At 71.4% G+C, this 19532-nt stretch carries 16 protein-coding genes; 8 read left to right on the top strand and 8 right to left on the bottom strand.

Annotation, left to right across the window (positions count from 1 at the left end; all coding sequences use genetic code 11):
- Positions 1-163 precede the first annotated feature (163 nt).
- Positions 164-790 (bottom strand): 5,6-dimethylbenzimidazole synthase, encoded by a 627-nt coding sequence (gene bluB, locus ACMCNN_RS28760; RefSeq protein ID WP_412743610.1) that lies wholly within the window; start codon positions 788-790, stop codon positions 164-166.
- Positions 791-1042: 252 nt separating this feature from the next.
- Between bluB and ACMCNN_RS28755 the strand changes: the two genes are divergently transcribed.
- The 3 genes from ACMCNN_RS28755 to ACMCNN_RS28745 all read left to right on the top strand — a co-directional run bounded on the left by ACMCNN_RS28755 (position 1043) and on the right by ACMCNN_RS28745 (position 6048).
- Complete coding sequence (locus ACMCNN_RS28755; protein WP_412743609.1) at positions 1043-2290, top strand: EAL domain-containing protein; 1248 nt, start codon at positions 1043-1045, stop codon at positions 2288-2290.
- A 65-nt stretch (positions 2291-2355) separates the two neighbouring features.
- Positions 2356-4950 carry a rifamycin-inactivating phosphotransferase gene (rph, locus tag ACMCNN_RS28750; protein ID WP_412743608.1) on the top strand — a complete coding sequence of 865 codons (2595 nt, stop codon included), beginning with the start codon at positions 2356-2358 and terminating at the stop codon, positions 4948-4950.
- Positions 4951-5055: 105 nt separating this feature from the next.
- Positions 5056-6048: an IS481 family transposase gene (locus tag ACMCNN_RS28745; RefSeq protein WP_412743607.1), complete on the top strand. Its 993-nt coding sequence runs from the start codon at positions 5056-5058 to the stop codon at positions 6046-6048.
- On the opposite strand, the gene ACMCNN_RS28740 is transcribed toward ACMCNN_RS28745, so the two are convergent.
- The gene (locus tag ACMCNN_RS28740) at positions 6045-6839 is read right to left on the bottom strand and encodes a L,D-transpeptidase family protein (protein ID WP_412743606.1); all 795 of its coding nucleotides are present in this window, start codon (positions 6837-6839) and stop codon (positions 6045-6047) included. The genes ACMCNN_RS28745 and ACMCNN_RS28740 overlap by 4 nt on opposite strands.
- A gap of 166 nt (positions 6840-7005) precedes the next feature.
- Between ACMCNN_RS28740 and ACMCNN_RS28735 the strand changes: the two genes are divergently transcribed.
- Together ACMCNN_RS28735 and ACMCNN_RS28730 are read left to right on the top strand one after the other, a co-directional pair.
- Positions 7006-7623 carry a CGNR zinc finger domain-containing protein gene (locus ACMCNN_RS28735; protein WP_412743605.1) on the top strand — a complete coding sequence of 206 codons (618 nt, stop codon included), beginning with the start codon at positions 7006-7008 and terminating at the stop codon, positions 7621-7623.
- Positions 7624-7674: 51 nt separating this feature from the next.
- On the top strand, positions 7675-8439 hold the full coding sequence (locus ACMCNN_RS28730; RefSeq protein ID WP_412743604.1) for a zf-HC2 domain-containing protein: 765 nt from the start codon (positions 7675-7677) through the stop codon (positions 8437-8439).
- 2 nt (positions 8440-8441) lie between these two features.
- Here ACMCNN_RS28730 and ACMCNN_RS28725 read toward each other — a convergent pair whose 3' ends face one another.
- The 3 genes from ACMCNN_RS28725 to ACMCNN_RS28715 form a co-directional block, all read right to left on the bottom strand.
- Positions 8442-8666: a hypothetical protein gene (locus ACMCNN_RS28725; RefSeq protein WP_412743603.1), complete on the bottom strand. Its 225-nt coding sequence runs from the start codon at positions 8664-8666 to the stop codon at positions 8442-8444.
- Positions 8667-8740: 74 nt separating this feature from the next.
- Positions 8741-9196, bottom strand: coding sequence for a large conductance mechanosensitive channel protein MscL (mscL, locus tag ACMCNN_RS28720; protein WP_412747310.1), 456 nt, complete (start codon positions 9194-9196; stop codon positions 8741-8743).
- A gap of 117 nt (positions 9197-9313) precedes the next feature.
- Complete coding sequence (locus ACMCNN_RS28715; RefSeq protein WP_412743602.1) at positions 9314-9667, bottom strand: STAS domain-containing protein; 354 nt, start codon at positions 9665-9667, stop codon at positions 9314-9316.
- Between the two features lie 131 nt (positions 9668-9798).
- Here ACMCNN_RS28715 and ACMCNN_RS28710 point away from each other — a divergent pair, with 131 nt between their 5' ends.
- The 3 genes from ACMCNN_RS28710 to ACMCNN_RS28700 are packed head-to-tail and all read left to right on the top strand — an operon-like array spanning position 9799 to position 12496.
- Complete coding sequence (locus tag ACMCNN_RS28710; RefSeq protein ID WP_412743601.1) at positions 9799-10329, top strand: helix-turn-helix transcriptional regulator; 531 nt, start codon at positions 9799-9801, stop codon at positions 10327-10329.
- Positions 10326-11015, top strand: a complete 690-nt coding sequence (locus ACMCNN_RS28705) for an ABC transporter ATP-binding protein (protein ID WP_412743600.1) — start codon at positions 10326-10328, stop codon at positions 11013-11015. Before ACMCNN_RS28710 ends, ACMCNN_RS28705 begins: the two co-directional genes overlap by 4 nt.
- Complete coding sequence (locus ACMCNN_RS28700; protein ID WP_412743599.1) at positions 11012-12496, top strand: FtsX-like permease family protein; 1485 nt, start codon at positions 11012-11014, stop codon at positions 12494-12496. Before ACMCNN_RS28705 ends, ACMCNN_RS28700 begins: the two co-directional genes overlap by 4 nt.
- On the opposite strand, the gene ACMCNN_RS28695 is transcribed toward ACMCNN_RS28700, so the two are convergent.
- From ACMCNN_RS28695 to ACMCNN_RS28685, 3 genes are all read right to left on the bottom strand, one after another.
- Positions 12493-14691: a PAS domain S-box protein gene (locus ACMCNN_RS28695; RefSeq protein WP_412743598.1), complete on the bottom strand. Its 2199-nt coding sequence runs from the start codon at positions 14689-14691 to the stop codon at positions 12493-12495. The genes ACMCNN_RS28700 and ACMCNN_RS28695 overlap by 4 nt on opposite strands.
- A gap of 168 nt (positions 14692-14859) precedes the next feature.
- Positions 14860-17070 carry an ATP-binding protein gene (locus ACMCNN_RS28690; protein ID WP_412743597.1) on the bottom strand — a complete coding sequence of 737 codons (2211 nt, stop codon included), beginning with the start codon at positions 17068-17070 and terminating at the stop codon, positions 14860-14862.
- 175 nt (positions 17071-17245) lie between these two features.
- Positions 17246-19453 carry an ATP-binding protein gene (locus ACMCNN_RS28685; protein ID WP_412743596.1) on the bottom strand — a complete coding sequence of 736 codons (2208 nt, stop codon included), beginning with the start codon at positions 19451-19453 and terminating at the stop codon, positions 17246-17248.
- Positions 19454-19532: the final 79 nt, after the last annotated feature.

The raw sequence follows: 19532 nt of genomic DNA, 5'->3' as shown, positions 1-19532 counted from the left end.
CACCGGGAAAGGCGGGATCCGGCCGATCATGGCCGGTCCCGCCTTTTGTGTGTTTTCCGCGTTATGACACGCCATTGATGCGGTTCAAACCTGGCCGGCGCCTCGAATGGGTGAACCACCCGATCTGTTTCCGACCCGCCGCCCACGGGTGACCGGGTGGTCCTCAGTGCTCCCACCGGTCGTGGTGGATCGCGTCCTGCCACGGGCGGCGCTGCCGCCAGCCGTGGCGTTCCAGGTCGGGCACCTCCTCCAGGTGGGTGACCGGGCCCAGGCACAGCCAGGCCACGGGCCGGATCCGGGCGGGGATTTCCAGCAGCTTCTGGACGAAAGGTTCGCGGTAGAACGACACCCAGCCCACGCCGAGCCGCTCGGCGGTGGCCGCCAGCCACAGGTTCTGAATGGCCAGGCACACCGAATACAGGCCCGCGTCGGCGATGGCGTGCCTACCCAGCACGGCCGGGCTGCCCCGCTCCGGGTCGTAGGTGACGACGATCGACAGGGTCGACTCCAGGACCCCGTCGATCTTGATCCGGGCGAACCGGTCCGCCTGCTCCCCGGTCAGCCCGGCGGCGAAGACGTCGCGCTCCTGCTGGACGTGGTCGTGGAACGCCTCCCGCAGACCCCGGTCCCGGATCAGGACGAAGTCCCACGGCTGCGACAGGCCGACGCTGGGCGCGGCGTGGGCGGCGGCCAGGACCCGGTCGAGGGCCCCGGCCGGGATCGGCGCGCCGGTGAACTCGCCCCGCACGTCGCGGCGCTGGTGGATGACGTCGTACAGCTGGCCGGTCATCGGCGTTCTCCCCACGGTCGTCTCGCCCCTGGACGCGGCCCGGGGCATCCAGGTTCAGCCATGCATACCGCTGCCGGTGAAACGGACGAAATTCGGGCGCCGTGTGAGCGCAACCTCGCCGACGGGCGTGGGTTGTGAGCCAGCCCTCAACTCTGCGATACGTCTGCCGATACAGAGCGCGACCGTCTCGGAGGTAATTCGCATGCTCAGGCCCCTTGTCCGTGTACCGGCGCAGCCGGCTCCGGAGCCCCGATGCTGACGCATCCGGGACCCGGGGAGTTCACGGCGCTGCGGGAGCGGACCGCCGAGACCCATCAGGTCGGGGAGCTTCTGCGTACGGCCCGGCAGGCGCTCGGGCTCAGCGTCGCCTTCCTGAGCCGGATGGACGGCACCCACCAGCACATCGAGATCCTGGACTCGGCCCTGCCGATGGCCGGGCGGTACAGCCTGACCAATCCGGTGGAGATGACGTTCTGCCAGGCGGTCATGGACGGCCGCCTGCCCCCGGTGATCCCGGACATGCGGGTGCACCCGGAGGCGATGGAGATGCCGGGCGCCCGCGTGGCGCACATCCGCAGCTTCGTGTCGGTGCCCGTGGTGCTCAGCGACGGCTCCGTGTACGGCACGTTCTGCGCCGCCGGGCTGGCGCCGGACGATCGCCTCAGCAGCCGTGACCTGGCCCTGATGGAGGTGCTGGCCCGGGCCGCCTCGGTGATCATCGAGCCGGGCCTGCGGCAGCAGGAGCGCCTCTCGGCGATCGAGCGCCGGATCGGGCCCGTGATCGCGGGCGGCGGTCCGACCGTACTGTTGCAGCCCATCGTCGAACTGGCGACCCGGCGGCGAACGGGCGCGGAGGCGCTGAGCCGCTTCCCGCAGGAGTGGCAGATGCCGCCGGACGCGTGCTTCGCGGAGGCGAACTCGATCGGCGAGCGGCACCGCCTCGAACTGCTGGCGTTGCGGCGGGCGGCCGACCACCTGCCACACGTCTCCGGGTACGTGTCGATGAACGTCTCCCCGTCGACCCTGCTGACCGCCGACTGCGCGGACTTCCTGGGCCGCCTGCCGCTGGACCGGGTCGTCCTGGAGCTCTCCGAGCACGATCCGGTGGAGGACTACGACGCGCTCAAGGCCGCCCTCGCCCCGCTGCGCGGCCGCGGCATGCGGCTGGCCATCGACGACGTCGGTGCGGGCTTCTCGTCGCTGCGGCACATCGTGATCACGGCGCCGGACGTCATCAAGCTGGACCGCAGCATCGTGGCCGGGATCGCCGACGACACCGTGCTCAGCGTGGTCACCCACGCGCTCGCCGAACTGGCCGGGGTCACCGGGGCCCGGATGGTCGCCGAGGGCATCGAGACCGAGGCGGACGCCACGGCCCTGGAGAGCCTCGGCGTGGATCTGGGGCAGGGCTGGCACTTCGGCGCGGCGACCACGGTCGGCGAACTGAGCGACTACTACCGCCGCACCGAGCGGCGCTCGCCGGTCCCCGCGCACCCGTGATGTCGTCCTGAAATTCCTCCCGAGGATCGTGTAGAACGGAGCACGGCTGCCTCGGAGGTATCGCAATGGTCGAGCAGTACGTGTCGGATCTGCACGAGGTCGGCGGCGCGCGGGTCGCGGTCGTCGGCGGCAAGGCCGCACACCTGGGTGAGCTGTCGCGGATCGACGGCATCCGTGTGCCCGCGGGGTTCTGCGTGACCACGGCCGCCTTCCGGCGGATCCTGGCGGCGGCGCCGTCGATCGACGATCGGCTCGACCGGCTGGCGCGCCTGGACCCGGACGACCGGGAGACGATCCGTACGCTCGGCGCGGAGATCCGCCGCAGCATCGAAGGAACCGACATCCCGGCCGATCTGGCGGCGGCGATCACCAGCGCGCTGACCCGGCACGGCGAGCAGGCCGCGTACGCGGTGCGGTCCAGCGCGACGGCGGAGGACCTGCCGACGGCCTCCTTCGCGGGCCAGCAGGACACGTACCTGAACGTGGTGGGCCCGGCGGCGATCCTCCGGCACGTCAGCCGGTGCTGGGCGTCGCTGTTCACCGAGCGGGCCGTGACCTACCGCCTGCGTCACGGCTTCGACCACCGCAGCGTGAGCATGGCCGTGGTCGTGCAGCGGATGGTCTTCCCGCAGGCGTCCGGGATCCTGTTCACGGCCGACCCCGTCACGGGCAACCGCAGGCTCGCCACTGTGGACGCCGGCTTCGGCCTCGGCGAGGCATTGGTGTCCGGCCTGGTGAATCCCGACGTCTTCACGGTGCGCGACGGCGAGGTCGTGGCCGCGACCATCGCCGTCAAACAGCGTGCCGTCGAGGCGGTGCCGGCCGGCGGGACGCGGGACGTGACGATCGACCCGCACCGGCAGCAGCGGCCGGCGCTGACGGAGGCCCAGGTCGTGCGGCTCGTACGGCTCGGGCGGCGGATCGAGGCGCACTTCGGCCGCCCGCAGGACATCGAGTGGTGCCTGGTCGACGACGACTTCCAGATCGTGCAGAGCCGGCCGATCACCACGCTGTTCCCCGTACCCGCGGCCACCGACGGGGAGAACCACGTTTACCTCTCCGTCGGCCACCAGCAGATGATGACCGACCCCATGCGGCCGCTGGGCGTCTCCATGTGGCAGCTGACGGCCATGGCGCCGATGCTCGAAGCGGGCGGGAGGCTGTTCGTCGACGCCACCCGGCGTCTGGCGTCACCGGCGAGCCGCGATGCGTTCCTGGAGATGGTGGGCAAGGGCGATCCGCTGACCAGGGACGCGCTGGAAACGCTCCTCGACCGCGGCGACTTCATCCCGGAACTCCCGGACGGGGGCCCCGCCGGGCCGCCGGCCGGCGGCGCGCCCGCGCCGATCGAGACCGACCCGGCCATCGTCACGGAGTTGATCGAGCGCAGCCAGGTGTCCCTCGCCGCCCTGCGGCGCGACATCCGGGCGAAGACCGGACCGGCGCTGTTCGACTTCCTGCTGGAGGCGTTCCAGGAGCACAAGCGGGTCCTCAGTGACCCGTTGAGCATGCAGGCGATCATGGCGGGGATGGAGGCCACCTGGTGGCTCAACGACCGGCTGGCGGAATGGCTGGGTGAGAAGAACGCGGCCGACACCCTCACGCTGTCGGCTCCGCACAACATCACGTCGGAGATGGGCCTGGAGTTGCTCGACGTCGCGGACGTGATCCGCCCGCATCCGCAGGTGGTGGCGTTCCTGCAGGGCGTCCGGGACGAGGGTTTCCTGGACGAGCTGCCGAAGCTCGCGGGCGGGACCGAAGCGCGCGACGCCATCGAGTCCTATCTCGACCGGTACGGCATGCGCTGCGTCGGCGAGATCGACATCACGAGGCCGCGCTGGCGGGAACGCCCCAGCACGCTCGTGCCCGTGATCCTCGACAACGTCCGGAACTTCGCGCCGGGCGCCGCCAGGCAACGCTTCGAGCAGGGGCGGCAGCAGGCGCAGGAGAAGGCGCAGGAGGTGCTCGAACGCCTGCGGGCACTGCCGGACGGCGCGCGCAGGGCCGACGAGACCGAGCGGATGATCGACCGGGTACGGACCTTCGTCGGCTACCGGGAGTACCCGAAGTACGGCATCATCAGCCGCTACTTCGTCTACAAGCAGGCGTTGCTGGAGGAGGCCGAGCGCCTCGTGCGGGCCGGTGTGCTGGCCTCTGTGGAGGACGCCTTCTACCTGACGTTCTCCGAGTTCCACGACGTCGCGCGCACGAACCGGGTGGACGGCGAGCTGATCCGGCAGCGCACTGACGCGTTCCGGTCGTACCGGGCGCTCACGCCGCCGCGGGTGCTGACGTCGGACGGCGAGGTCCTCACGGGGGCGTACCGGCGCGAGGACGTCCCGGCGGGGGCCCTGATCGGGCTGCCGGTCTCCGCCGGCACCGTCGAGGGGCGCGCCCGCGTCATCCGGGACATGGCCGAGGCCGACCTCGAACCGGGCGACATCCTCGTCACGCCGCACACCGACCCGAGCTGGACGCCCCTGTTCGTCGCCGTCGCGGGCCTGGTGACAGAGGTCGGCGGGCTGATGACGCACGGCGCCGTGATCGCCCGCGAGTACGGCCTACCGGCCGTGGTCAGCGTCGCCGACGCCACCCGGCTGATCCGCGACGGGCAGCGGATCCGCGTGCACGGCAGCGACGGGTACGTCGAGCTGCTCTAGTTGTACTGACCACGGACGTTGGTGACGGGGAGATCTTGAAATAGGTGAGGGCCTTCGGGTTCGGTGTGGATTGCGACGTCCTACCCCGAACCTGCGGAGGCCCTCATGCCCCACCGTAATGCACCCTTGTCCGAGACCGGCCGGCTGCGTCTGGCCCGCTGCGTGGTCGACGACCGGTGGCCGCTGCGGCGGGCTGCGGAACGCTTTCAAGTCAGCCCGACGACCGCGAAACGCTGGGCCGACCGCTACCGCACCGACGGACCCGCCGGTATGCGCGACCGATCCTCACGCCCACACCACAGCCCGACCCGAACCAACACCCGTACCGAACGACGCATCATCAAAGTTCGGGTCCTGCGCCGATGGGGACCCACCCGCATCGCCTACCTGCTCGGCCTGAACCCGGCCACCGTGCACCGCGTCCTGGCCCGCTACCGCCTGGCCCGGCTGACTCACCTCGACCGGGCCACCGGCCGGGTGATCCGCCGCTACGAACACGAAGCGCCCGGTGACCTGATCCACGTCGACATCAAGAAACTGGGCAACATCCCCGACGGCGGCGGCCACCGCGTCGTCGGCCGTCATGCCGGCACCCGCAACCGCTCGGCCATGCCCGGAGTCAAACGTGTCCGACGCGGAGAACCCCAGCTCGGCTACCACTACCTGCACAACGCCGTCGACGACCACTCCCGCCTGGCCTACACAGAGATCCTGCCCGACGAAACCCGAGAAACCGCGACAGCCTTCTGGCAACGAGCCCACGCCTGGTTCACCAGCCACGGCATCACCGTCAGACGGGTCTTGACCGACAACGGCTCCTGCTACCGCTCACACGTATGGCGCGACACGCTCACCGACGCCGGAATCGCCCACAAACGCACCCGCCCATACCGGCCCCAGACGAACGGAAAAGTCGAGCGCTACAACCGCACCATGCTCGACGAATGGGCCTACGCCCGCGCCTACCACACCGAAGCCGAACGCCGCGAGGCCCTGCCCGCCTGGCTCCACTCCTACAATCACCACCGCGGACACACCGCACTCAACGGCCGACCACCCGCCAGCCGCGTTCCCAACCTCTTGGGTCAGAACATCTAGTACACCCAGACCTTGGTCTTCAGCGGCAGCTGGTTGCTCGACCAGAGCCAGTCCATCGCCGGGATGCTGAGCCGGGCACACCCGTGCGACGCCGGGTACGGCGGAATGCTGTACGCCCCGTGCACAGCGATGCCGCCGTTGAAGTACTTCGGCCGGTACAGCGGGCCGAGCGGTCCGTGCCGCCAGCCGTCGATCTGCCGGGACACCTGGAACTTCCCGCTCGGGGTGTGCGCCAGGTAGGTGTGGTCCTTGTACTCGTAGGTCTGGTTCGAGCCGGTCGAGGTGTTGAGGATCCCGGTGACCGCGCCGTCCTGGACGACCAGCAGGAGCTGCTTCTTCTTGTCGATCTCGATGACGTGGCCGGTCTTGCTGCGGGCGGTCGGCCGTACACCGCGCTCCAGGGCCTTGGCGGTCTTCGGGCCGACGACCCCGTCGCGGCCCAGGCCCGCGGTCTTCTGCAGGGCGAACACCGCCTGCTGGGTGGTGGCGCCGAACGTGCCGTCGGCCTTCTTGCCGTTCCAGTAGCCGAGCTCGGTGAGGCGCTGCTGCAACGCCACCACCTCGGGGCCCTTGTCGCCGCGGCGCAGCTTGCCGACCGGCTTGGGCGGCGTCGACTCCGACACGGATGCGGCCGGGCTGGGCGTGGAGGGCGCGGTCGTGGTGGGCGCTGCCACCGACGCCGACGGTACGGGGGCCGGAGCCGCCGTGGTGCCACCGCCGTTGTCGCAGGCGGTCGCCATCGTGAGCGTCACGGCGGCCGCCGCCGCGGACGTGAGAATCCTCCACACCATGATCCGAGGCTACCTGGCCCACGCCACGCGCGGAGTTGATCGAGGCGGAACGGTCTGACATCTGCGCCGAACGCGCACCCGGCTCGAATTCCGTCGTACTCGACATTTAGGCCGTCATGGATCCCGCGCTTCGAAGGTGGGCAAAAGAATCAAGTAGGCTTCGGTTATGTCATGGAAGGCCAGCGCCCGGCACGGCGTGCGTGAGGCGCCCGCCGGTCTCGCCCTGCTGCAGGACCTGCTGAACACCCGGGCCACCATGTCCTGCGGCCCGGACCTGCTGGCCTCGGCGGACGACGCCCAGCGCTGGCTCACCGAGGCCGTCGCCACCTGGTCCCGGGTCGCCAGCCTGCCCGCTCCGGTGCTGCTGCTCTCGTCGACGGATCTGCGCTCGCTGCGCCGCCTGCGCAGCACGTTCGAGGGAGTCGTGCTGGCGGTGCGCCGTACGGTCGAGCCCGACGGGGCGCTGCCCCCGGCCGACGTGCCGGTCAGTCTGGTGCCGGACGCGGACGGCTGGGTGCGCATGGTGCCGACCGGCCGGGGCACCCGGTGGCTGGCCTCCGCGCTGTGGGCAGAGGCGCTGCTGGCTCAGCAGGCCGGGCTGTGGCCCCGGCTCAAGCTGTGTCACAACGTCGACTGCCGGGTCGCCTTCTTCGACACGTCCCGCAACAACAGCGGCGTCTGGCACGACGTCAGCACCTGCGGAAACACCGCCAACCTGCGCGCCTTCCGGGAACGCAAGCGGCTGCTCGGCGAGAGCGGCAGCCAGCTGCGCCCCAATCAGTAACGCCGCCCACTCGCCGGGAACCATCAGACCGCAGGCAGCGACTATCAGGGCATGGCGTGTGAACGGTGGCGCGAGATGCTCTCCGCGCAGCTGGACGGCGAGGACGATCCGGCCGACCGCGCGCGGGTCGACGAACACTTGACCGGCTGTGCCGGCTGCCGGGCATGGCTGGATGGCGCGGCCGCTGTCAACCGGCTGACCCGTACGGGCGCGGCGGTCGATGTGCCCGACCTGAGCGCGGCGATCCTGGCGGCCGCGCCCCCGCCCGCGCGCGCCCCCCGGCTCAACCGGGCCACCCTCCTGTACGTCGCGCTCGCGGCCGTCGGGGCGGTGCAGCTCATCCTCGGCCTCGCCCAGATCGGTGGCGGCATCAGTGCGGGCCACGTCCACTCCGGGGTCGACGCGACGCCGGGGCACCTGTGGCACGAGTCGGCCGCCTGGAACGCCGCCGTGGGCGCCGGATATCTGTTCATCGCGCTGCGCCGGTCGCGCCCGACCGGGCTGGTGCCGATGCTCACCGCGTTCGTCGGGATGCTGGTGCTGTTGTCGGTCAACGACCTGAGCGGCGGCCGGGTCGACAGCACGCGGCTGGTCAGCCACGGCTTCGTCATCCTCGGCTATCTGCTGGTCGTGGGGGTCTCGCGGATCCCCACGCCGGTGGGGCCGTCCGGCACGCGGGCTGGCGGCGTCTCGGGCTGGCGGGCCCGCTTCGAGCCCGACGACGACGCCGCGACGGCGCCCGCCCGGCCGGGGCTGCGGCTGGTGCCCCGCCCGCCCGGCCCGCTCACCGCCACGGCGAAGCGCCCGGCGGCCTGACGTCACGGGCGGACGGACAGCTCGCGCCACTCGTCCGGGCCGACCAGCAGGGCGCGGACCGTGTTCAGCGCGGCGTCCTCACTGTCGTACTCGAAGAAATGCGACACCCCGTCGGCCCCGCCCGCGCGCTGCTCGACATACCACTGGTCGCCGCTCGTGCGCAGGTAGACGTCCTTGCGCGCGATGCGCCCCCACTTGCCGTTCCACCAGTGCTTCCGCTGTTCCATGAGGGCACACCCTATCGAACATGCGTTCGAATGGGATGCGGTTGGGGTGATCTTCTTGTCGGTGGGCCCGTCGGTCAGCGCATCGGGGGCTGGTTCCAGCGCGCCGTGTCCTGCGCCGCCGCGTCGCGGGCCGCTGCGTCCCGGGCCGCCGCGCCCTGCACCAGCGCGTCGCGGATCTCGGTGAGCAGCCGGATCTCCTCGCTGGGCGCGGCCGGGGGCGGCTCCTCGCCGCGCTTGCGCCGCTCGGCCAGCCGGTTCAGCGGGTAGACGACGAGGAAGTACACCGTGGCGGCGGTGAGCAGAAAGGTGAGGACCGCGTTCAGGAAGGCGGCGTAGTCGAACGCCACCCCTCGGATCACGACTGCCCCGGCGTGGACGCCGCGGCCCCCGCTGGCGAGCCGGATGAGCGGTTCGAGGAAGCCCTTCGTGAACGAGGTCACGACCGCGGTGAAGGCGGCGCCGATCACGATGCCGACCGCGAGGTCGACCACGTTGCCGCGCATGATGAAGTCCTTGAAGCCCTGGAGCATCTTGTTCACGAGCACTCCTGCATCGAGACGGGGGGATCGACCGATGCCAGCAGATGCCCGCGACCGGTCCGCGACAAACTACGCCGATCGGGTCGCGATGCGAAGGGTGCGGCGGGATCAGTCCAGCGCGTGTTCCTCGGCGGCGATGGCCTCGTCGATGCTCGGGTAGGTGCCCAGCACCTCGACCAGCCCGCTGACCTCGAGGATGCGCAGCACGCCGCGCTGCGGCGCGGCCAGCCGTACGGTGCCGCCGGCGTCGTCGGTGCTGTTCTTGGCGCGGACGAAGACGGACAGGCCGGTGGAGTCGCAGAACGACACCTCGGCGAGATCGAAGACCAGGCGGGCGTGGCCCCGCTCCAGGAGGTCGGTGATCTGGTCCTGCAGCTGCGGCGCGGTGGCCATGTCCAGCTCACCGCCGACCGACAGGACGACAATGTCGCCCCGCTCTTCCGTTCGTACTGTCAGGGACATCGCAACCTCCACATTTTGTGGAGACGCTACTCCACGCGGTCGGTCCAGGGTGCGAGTGGAGTGGTCAACGCGGTAAACGACCCGTGTCGAGCGCTTGACGGCAGCTATTCACTCAGTGAATAGTGACCGCCATGTCGACCCCGCACGTGCTTCTCGGTCTGCTGGCCGCCGGACCGCGGCACGGCTACGACCTCAAGCGCGCGCACGACGAGCGGATGCCCAGCAGCAAGCCCCTCGCGTACGGGCAGGTCTACGCGACCCTCGGCCGGCTGGAGCGCGACGGGCTCGTCGTACCGTCCGGCTCCGAGCGGGACGGCGGCCCGGAGCGGACGTCCTACACCCTGACCGACGCCGGTCGGGCGAGCCTCACCGAGTGGCTCTCCGCGGTCGAGCCGCCGGCACCGTACGTGAGCGCGGCGCTGTTCAGCAAGGTCGTGGTCGGCCTGCTGGCCGCCGGAGCCGACGTGGCCCGCGACTACCTGATCGCCCAGCGCGCCGCGCACACCGCCCGGCTGCGCGAACTCACCGCGCTCAAGACCCGGCCCGACACCCCCGTCGGCGAGGTCCTGGCCGCCGACTTCGCCATCGCCCACCTCGACGCGGACCTGCGCTGGCTGCAGACCACGCTGCTGCGCGTCGCCGACCTGGAGGTGCTCCAGTGACCCCCCTGCTGCAGGCACACGGGCTCGTCAAGAGCTACGGACCCACCCCGGCGCTGCGCGGCGTCGACATCGAGATCGGCGAGGGCGAACTCGTCGCCGTCACCGGACCGAGCGGCTGCGGCAAGTCCACGCTGCTGCACTGCCTCGCCGGGATCCTGCGGGCCGACGCCGGCACGGTGCGCTACCGCGACCGGGAGATCGGTGCCGAGTCCGAGGCCGCCCGCGCCAAGCTGCGGCGTACGGAATTCGGGGTGCTGTTCCAGTTCGGTCAGCTCGTGCCCGAGCTGACCGCGGCGGAGAACGTGGCCCTGCCGCTGCTGCTGGCGGGCTGGACCCGGCGCGAGGCGCGCCGGGTGGCGTCGCTGTGGCTCGGCCGCTTCGGCGTCGAGGAGCTGGCCGACGTCCGGCCGGGCGCGATGTCCGGCGGCCAGCAGCAGCGCTGCGCGGTGGCCCGGTCGCTGGTCAGCGAGCCGCGGGTGCTGTTCGCCGACGAGCCCACCGGTGCGCTGGACGTGCTCACCGGCGAGCAGGTGCTGACCGAGCTGATGCAGGTCGCGCGGCTGCAGGGCACGGCCATCGTGCTGGTCACCCACGACGCGCGGATCGCCGCGTACGCGGATCGCGAGGTCGCGCTGCGCGACGGCGCTGTGGACCCGACCGGCCTCGGCCTCGGGATCGGCTCGTGAGGCCCGCGACCCTGGCCCGCCTGGCCCTGACCGGCAGCCGTACGGACACCCTGCGCATCGTCTTCACCTCCGCCAGCGGCGCACTGGCCGCGCTGATCCTGCTGGCCGCCGCGACCGTGGCCGCCGTGCCGGAGGCGGCCGGGGCCGGGGAGGGTGGGGTGGTGAGCCGGTACCGGCCCACCCTGCTGGCCGAGGACGGGCTGCGCCCGGGCGTCGTGGCGACCCTGCTGCTGCTGGCCGTGCCCGTGCTGGCGCTGGCCGGGCAGTGCATCCGGTTCGGCTCGCCCGCCCGTGACCGGCGGCTGGCCGCCCTGCGCCTGGCCGGGGCCACGCCGGGGCAGGCCGTGCTGGTCGCGGCCGGGGAGACCGCGGGCGCGGCGCTGCTCGGCTCGCTCAGCGGGCTCCTGATCTACCTGGTGGGGCGGTGGGCGCTCGACCGGCCGGTCGCGGGGCAGCGTTCCCTGCCCACCGACGTGCTGCCGAGTGCGCCGGTGCTGGCCGGGATCGTGCTGCTGGTGCCCGTGGTCGGTGGGCTGGCGGGGGCGTTCCTGCTGCGCAAGGTCATCGTCACCCCGCTCGGCGTGGTCCGGCGTACCCGGGAGCGCCGGCCGTCGGTGCTGCCGGGGGCGCTGATCATCGCCGGGGTGTTCGCCCCGTTCGTGCTGAGCCCGCTGGGCCGGTGGCTGATCAGGGTCACGTCCGGGGTGAGCGCGACGGTCGTGCTGCTGACGATGATGCTGCTGGTCGTCGCGGCGGTACTGGGGGTGGTGCTGGGCACGGGCTGGATCGCGTACACCACCGGGCGGCTGTTGCGGCGCTTCGCGCGCCGGCCCGCCGCGCTGCTGGCCGGGCGGCAGCTGATGGCCGACCCGTGGAGCGGCAGCCGGATGTTCGCCGCGCTGCTGGCCGCCGTCATCGTCGGCGCCGGGGTGTCCGGCTACCGCGCCTACCTGGCCACCCAGTTCGCCGTCGAGGCCGAGATGGCCCGGCGTACGGGTGACGAATCCGGCTACGACACCGCCTTCTACTTCGGCGCGATCGACCTCATCGATCTCACCGTGGCCATCGCGGTCGTCATCGCCGCCGCGGGCATCCTGATCGCGCTCGCCGAGGGCGTCGTCTCGCGCCGCCGCGCGTACGCGATCCTGGTGGCCACCGGTGTGCCGCGCCGTACGCTCGGCGCCGCGATCGCCTGGCAGACCCTCGCCCCGCTGCTCCCGGCGACCCTCGTCGCGCTGACCGTCGGGGTGTCCCTGGTCCGCGCGCCCGGCGCGACCGTGAGCAGCAGCATCACCTCGTCGAACTGCGACGGGCCCCCGTGTGCGGCAACGGTCGTCGCGGTGACCCGGCACGTGCCGCTGCCGCTCGCGGACCTGACCGTCCTCGGCGTGGGCACCCTGGCGATCATGGCACTGGTGGTCGCGGTCGGCTTCGTGCTGCTGCGGATGAGCACCGACCCGTCGGAGTTGCGCGCCGCCTAGTCCGGACGCGGCGCTGTCGTTTCGAGCGCCCTGCCGACGTTGCTGAGCAGTTCGGCGGCGGTGAAGGGCTTGAACACCGTGCGGGCCGCCGCGAAAGAGCCGCCCTCCGGCACCACGAGAGGGTCCGTCTGCCCGGCCATGAACAGCACCGGTAGGCCGGGGTGCCGGGCGTGCATCTGGTCGGCGACGGCCGGGCCGGACCGGTCGGGCAGGATCATGTCGGTGACCAGCAGGTCCACCTCGTCAAGATCCATGCGCAGCGCGGCGTCCGCGTCGGGCACCGCGGTGGTGCGGTAGCCGTTTCCGTTCAGGATGCGGGCCACGTCGTCGCGTACGGTGTCGTCGTCCTCGACGACCAGCACCCGTTCGCCGTGTCCCTGCGCCGGCGCGGGCTGCCCGTCGGTCTCGGCCGGATCGGTGGCCAGGGGAAGCACGATCCGGAAGGTGGTGCCCACGCCGGGGGTGGAGTCCACGGTGATGGTGCCGTCGGCGTCGATGACGATGCCGTAGACGGTGGCGAGGCCCAGGCCGGTGCCCTTCTGGGACGGCTTGGTGGTGAAGAACGGTTCGAAGAGCCGGTCTCTGACCTCGGCGCTCATGCCGACGCCGTTGTCGCTGACGGTCAGCTGCGCGTAGCGCCCCGCGGGGAGCGGGGGGATCGCGAATTCGATGAGTTCGACAAGGTCGGTCTCGATGTCGATGACGCCGCCGCCGTCGGGCATCGCGTCGCGGGCGTTGATCACGAGGTTGAGCAGGATCTGGTCGAGCCGGCCCCGGTCGGTGCGGACCGGCAGAACGCCGTCGTACGTCTTGCTGCGCAGGGTGATGTGGGCGCCGAGCGTGCGGCCGAGCAGGTCGTGGGCGCCCGTGACGGCCGAGTTCAGGTCGACGCTTTCGTCGTGGGCTGGTTCGCGTTTGGCGAACAGCAGCAGTTGGCTGGTGAGGGTCCGGCCCCGTTCGGCGGCGTCGCGGATTCTGGCGAGGTCCTCGGCCCGTTGGTCGGCGGGCTCGTCGGCGATGAACTCGGCGCAGTTGAGGATGATGGCCAGCAGGTTGTTGAAGTCGTGCGCGACGCCGCCGGCGAGCTGGCCGAGGCTCTCCAGCCGGGCGGTCCGCGCCGCGTGTTCCTGGTTGAGCTGTTCCTCGGCTTCGCGTTGCATGCGCGAGGTGACGTCGCGGTCGGTGGCCGCGGCCGCGACGACCACACCGTTGTCGTCCCGGATCGGCCAGAGGACCGTCGACATCTTGACGTGGCTGCCGTCCTTGCGGACGCGGATCGCTCCCTCGATATGTAACTGGCGGCCAGCGGCCAGGTCAGCGAGCGCCAGGCGGACGGAGTCCCTCCGGTGCGGTAGCACGACAATCGCCACGGAGCGGCCGATGGCTTCGGTGGCGGTGTAGCCGTAGATGCGTTCGGCGCCGCTGTTCCAGGTCGTGATGGTCCCGTCGAGGTTGAGGGTGACCGTCGCGTCGGCGGACTGTTCGACGATGGCGGCCAGCATCGCCTTGTTCCGCGCCGTGGCGGCGACGGTACGCGTGGCCAGCAGGGCCAGCACGACCGCCAGCAGGAGGCACGCCACCCCGACGACCACCATGATGGTCAGCGCCCGGGAGCTGGTGCGCCGGGCGACGGCGGCGTCCGTGTCGGCGCTGACCCCGGCCAGCCCGGCCAGCTGATGCACCGCGTCGGCAGCGCGGTCGAACCATCGCAGCTCTTCACCCGCGACCAGGTCGTTGGCGGCCGTGATCCGGGCGGGGCCGCCGGACCGGTATCCGGCCACGATCTGTGCGTCGAGGTCCATGAAGTGGTTGAAGGCGTCCTCGGCGACGTCCAGCTGGTGGCGTTGCGCGGCGGTCAGCGGATGCGCGCCGATCCGGGCCAGGTCCTGTCGGAACTCCGCCGCCGAGGCCAGGAACCTGCGGCGCTGGACCCCGTCGTCGGCGGCAGCGCCCGGCACCCCGCGGACGGCGTCGAACGCGTACCCGGTCTGCCAGCCGTTGAAGTCGGCGGTGCGGTACTTGGCGGTGAGCGCGTCGCGTTGGAGCGCGGCGGACGCGGCCACCTGCTGCTCCGCCGTGCGCTGCGCGAGGACGTTGGCCACGGCCACGCCGATCAGGGTGATCAGCAGCAGTGCCACGAGCCCGAAGACGCCGCCGAGTCGCGCGCCGCCATGGATCCGACGCCACGTGTGCATTCTCGGTCTTCCCACGGGACGAGTCGGGCGTACAGCCAGCGCGTTCCGACGGCTCACGCACGACGTCACGGACCGGTCCGCGCCCTGTTTACCGTAGTGGGCATCTTGCCAACAAATCGGTATACAGCATAAATCCAGGCAAAACGCGATCGACGGCGGCCGACGCGCCTAGCTCGGGCGCGACCCGATCGCGCCGAGTGCCCTGCCGACGTTGCTGAGCAGCTCGGCGGCGGTGAAGGGCTTGTACACGATCCGGGTCGAATCGGCCGGGCCGCTGTCGGACAGCACCAGTGGGTCGCCCTGCCCGGTCATGAACAGCACCGGCAGGCCGGGGTGCTGGGAGCGCATCTGTTCGGCGACGGCCGCGCCGGAACGGTCGGGCAGCATCATGTCGGTGATCAGCACGTCCACGCCGTCGAGATCCATGTGCAGCGCGGCGTCCGCGTCGCGGACCGCGGTGGTGCGGTAACCGTTCTGGGTCAGGATGCGGACCACGATGTCGCGGAGCGTGTCTTCGTCCTCGACGACCAGGACCCGTTCGCCGTTTCCGTGCCCATCGCCGGAGGCAGGGGTGAGCTGACGGTCGGTGGCGGTCTGTGCCGCCGGGCTGCAGAGGGGTAACAGGATCTTGAAGGTGGTGCCCACGCCGGGGGTGGAGTCCACGGTGATGGTGCCGTCGGCGTCGACGACGATGCCGTAGACGGTGGCGAGCCCCAGGCCGGTGCCCTTCTGCGACGGCTTGGTGGTGAAGAACGGTTCGAAGAGCCGGTCTCTGACCTCGGCGCTCATGCCGACGCCGTTGTCGCTGACGGTCAGCTGCGCGTAGCGCCCGGCGGTCAGCGGCAGGTACGTGCCTTCCGGTAGTTCGACAAGGTCCGTTTCGACGTCGATGAGGCCGCCGTCGGGCATCGCGTCGCGGGCGTTGATCACGAGATTGAGCAGGACCTGATCGAGCCGCCCCCGGTCGCTGTGCACGGGCAGGGCATCGCCGTACGTCGTGCAGCGCAGGGTGATGTTGGCGCCGATCGTCCGGCCGAGCAGGTCCTTGGCGCCCGTGACGGCCGAGTTGAGATCGACATTCTCGGCCTGCGCCGGTTCGCGCTTGGCGAAAAGCAGCAACTGACTGGTCAGCGCCTGTCCCCGGTGTGCTGCATCGCGGATCCGGGCCAGATCCTCCGCCAGCTCGTCGCCGGATTCGTCGGCGACGAACTCGGCGCAGTTGAGGATGATGGCCAGCAGGTTGTTGAAGTCGTGCGCGACGCCGCCGGCGAGCTGGCCGAGGCTCTCCAGCCGGACGGCGCGCGCCGCCTGCTCGCTGGCGATCTTCTCCTCGGCCTCGCGCTGCATGCGCGCGGTGACGTCGCGCTCCGTGGCCGCGGCCGCGACGACCACACCGCTGTCGTCCCGGATCGGCCAGAGAACGGTGGACACCTTGACGGGGCTGCCGTCCTTGCGGAGGCGAGGCGCTGCCTCGACCCGGAACTGGCGGCCCGCGGCCAGCTCGGTGAGCGCGATGGGCAGCGTATCCCTCCGGGTCGGTATCAGGACCATCGCCGCGGAACGGCCGATGGCTTCGGTGGCGGTGTAGCCGTAGATACGCTCGGCGCCGCTGTTCCAGGCCGTGATGGTCCCGTCGAGAGTGAGGGCGACCGTCGCGTCGGCGGACTGTTCGACGATCGCGGCCAGCATCGCCTTGTTCCGCGCCGTGTTGGCGGCGGTACGGGCCGCGTACAGGGCCAGCACGACGGCGAGCAGGACGCACCCGACGCCGACCACGATCATGATGGTCAGCGCCCGGGAACTCGTGCGCCGGGCGACGGCGGCGTCCGTGTCGGCGCTGACCCGGGCCAGATCGGCGAGGTCGTTCACCGCGTCGGCGGCCCGGTCGAACCACTGCAGTTCCTCGCCGGCGACCAGGCCGTTGGCGGCCGCGATCCGGGCGGGGTCGCCGGACCGGTATCCGGCCACGATCTGCGCGTCGAGGTCCATGAAGTGGTTGAAGGCGTCCTCGGCGACGTCCAGCTGGTGGCGTTGCGCGGCGGTCAGCGGATGCGCGCCGATCCGGGCCAGGTCCTGTCGGAACTCCGCCGCCGAGGCCAGGAACCTGCGGCGCTGGACCCCGTCCTCGGTGGCGCCGGGCACGCCCCGGATCGCGTCGAACGCGTACCCGGTCTGCCAGCCGTTGAAGTCGGCGGTGCGGTACTTGGCGGTGAGCGCGTCACGTTGCAGCGCGGCGGACTCGGCCACCTGCCGATCTGCCCTGCGCTGTACGAGAATGTTCTCTACGGCGACGCCGATCATGATGATCAACAGCAGTGCCACGAACCCGAAGGCGCTGCCGAGCCGCGCGCCGCCATGGATCCGACGCCACGTGTGCATGTCTCGGTCTTCCCACGGGACGTGTCAGGCATACCGCCAGGGTCACGCGATGCGTCGCGGGCCAGTCTCCGTGCCTTCACCGTAGCGGGCGCCTCACCGCTAATCCGGCATATATCACAAGCCGTCACGGAACGCAGGAGATGCAAACACGCCTGGCCCACGTGCTCGGGGCCGCCTACGCCGGAGGCGGGGCTGCGGCTTCGAGTGCCTTGCCGACGTTGCTGAGCAGCTCGTCGGCGGTGAAGGGCTTGAAAACGATCCGGGTCCCCTCGGTCGGGCCGCTCCCGGACACCACCACGGGGTCGCCCTGACCGGTCATGAACGCCACCGGCAGGTGCGGGTTCTGGGCACGCATCTGATCGGCGACCGCCGCGCCGGTCCGGTCGGGCAGGATCATGTCGGTGATCAGCAGGTCCACCCGGTCGATGTTCATGCGGAGCGCGGCGTCGGCGTCGCGGACCGCGGTGGTCCGGTAGCCGTGGCGATTCAGGATGCGGACCACGACGTCACGGACGGCGTCGTCGTCCTCGACGATCAGGACCCGTTCGCCGTTCCCGCGCCGCTGCCCGGTTGCCGGGGTCAGGTGCCCGTTGGCCTCGGCCGGTGGGGTGACCAGGGGCAGCAGGATCCGGAAGGTGGTGCCGACGCCGGGTGTGGAGTTGACGGTGATGGTGCCGTCGGCGTCCAGGACGATGCCGTAGACAGTGACAAGGCCCAGGCCCGTGACCCGCTGGGACGCCTTGCCGGTGAAGTACGGCTCGAAGAGCCGCTCCCGCACCTCGGCGCTCATGCCGGTGCCGTTGTCGCTGACGGTCAGCTGGGCGTAGCGCCCCGCGGGCAGCGGCAGGGTCGAGCCTTCGGGCAGGTCCACCAGGTCGGTGGCGACCTCGATGACGCCGCCGTCGGGCATCGCGTCGCGGGCGTTGATCACGAGGTTGAGCAGGATCTGGTCGAGCCGGCCGCGGTCGGTGCGGACCGGCAGGGCGGCGTCGTGGGTCGTGCATCGCAGGGTGATGGTGGCGCCGAGGGTGCGGCCGAGCAGGTCGTCGGCGCCGGTGACCGCCGCGTTGAGGTCGACGCTGTCGGTCTGGGCGGGTGCGCGTCTCGCGAGTAGCAGCAGCTGGCTGATCAGGGCCTGACCCCGGTGGGCGGCGTCGCGGATCCGGGCCAGGTCCGCATCCTTCTGGTCGCCGGATTCGTCGGCGAGGAACTCTGTGCAGTTGAGGATGATGGCCAGCAGGTTGTTGAAGTCGTGTGCGACGCCTCCGGCGAGCTGGCCGAGAATCTCCAGCCGGGCGGTCCGCGCCTCGCGGTCGTGGGCGAGCTGCTCCGTGGCCGCCCGCCGCATGCGGGCGGTGACATCGCGTTCGGTGGCCGCGGCGGCGACGACGGCTCCGTTCTCGTCGCGGATCGGCACGGTCACGCTCGACACCTTGATCTGGGTGCCGTCCTTGCGCAGGCGGGGCGCTCCCTCGTTGTGGACCTGGCGACCCGCGGCCAGTTCACCGAGTGCGGGGCGGAGTCCCGCCCTCCGGCCCGGCACCATGAGCATCGTCGCGGAGCGGCCGACGGCCTCGGCGGCGGTGTATCCGTAGATGCGTTCGGCGCCGGTGTTCCAGGCCGTGAGGGTGCCTTCGAGCGTGAGCACGAACGTCGCGTCGGCGGCCTGTTCGATGAGCGCGGCCAGTGTCGCCCTGTGCCGTGCCGTGCTGGTGACCGTACGGGTGGCCAGCACGGCCAGCGCGGCGGCGAGCAGCAGGCACGCGACACCGACCACCGCGACGACAATAAGTGCGCGGGAACTCGTGCGCCGGGCCACGGCGGCATCCGCCGCGGCACGGGCATCCGCCTGCTCGGCAAGCTGATTCACCGCGCCGGTGGCCCGGTCGAACCATTGCAGCTCGGCACCCGCGACCAGGTCGTTGGCGGCCGCGATCCGGCTCGGATCGCCGGAGCGGTACCCGGCGACGATCTGGGCGTCGAGGTCCATGAAGTGGTTGAAGGCGTCCTCGGCGATCGTCAGCTGCTGTCGCTGGGCCGCGGTGAGCGGGTGGGTCCCGATCCGGGCCAGGTCCTGCCGGAACGCTGCGGCGGAGGCCAGGAACAGGCCGCGCTGCACTGCGCCGTCGGCGGCGGCGCCCGGCACCCCGCGGATGGTGTCGAAGGCGTAGCCGGTCTGCCAGCCGTTGAAGTCGGCGGTGCGGAACTTGGCGGTGAGCGCGGCGCGTCGCAGCGCTGCGGACTCGGCCACCTGCCGGTCCGCCCTGCGCTGTATCAGGATGTTGTCGACGGCGACGCCGATCAGAACGATCAACAGCAGCGCCACGATCCCGAAGGCGCTGCCGAGCCGCGCGCCGCCACGGATCCGACGCCACGTGTGCATTCTCGGTCTTCCCACGGGACGTGTCAGGCGCGCGGCCAGGGCCCGCGACGTGTCGCGGGCCAGCCCCGTGCCTTCACGG

The sequence above is a fragment of the Krasilnikovia sp. MM14-A1004 genome, from assembly GCF_047159485.1.
Classification (GTDB): domain Bacteria; phylum Actinomycetota; class Actinomycetes; order Mycobacteriales; family Micromonosporaceae; genus Actinoplanes.
The sequence above is the reverse complement of the archived record's forward strand: the minus strand, read 5'-3'. Positions and strand labels throughout refer to the sequence as shown.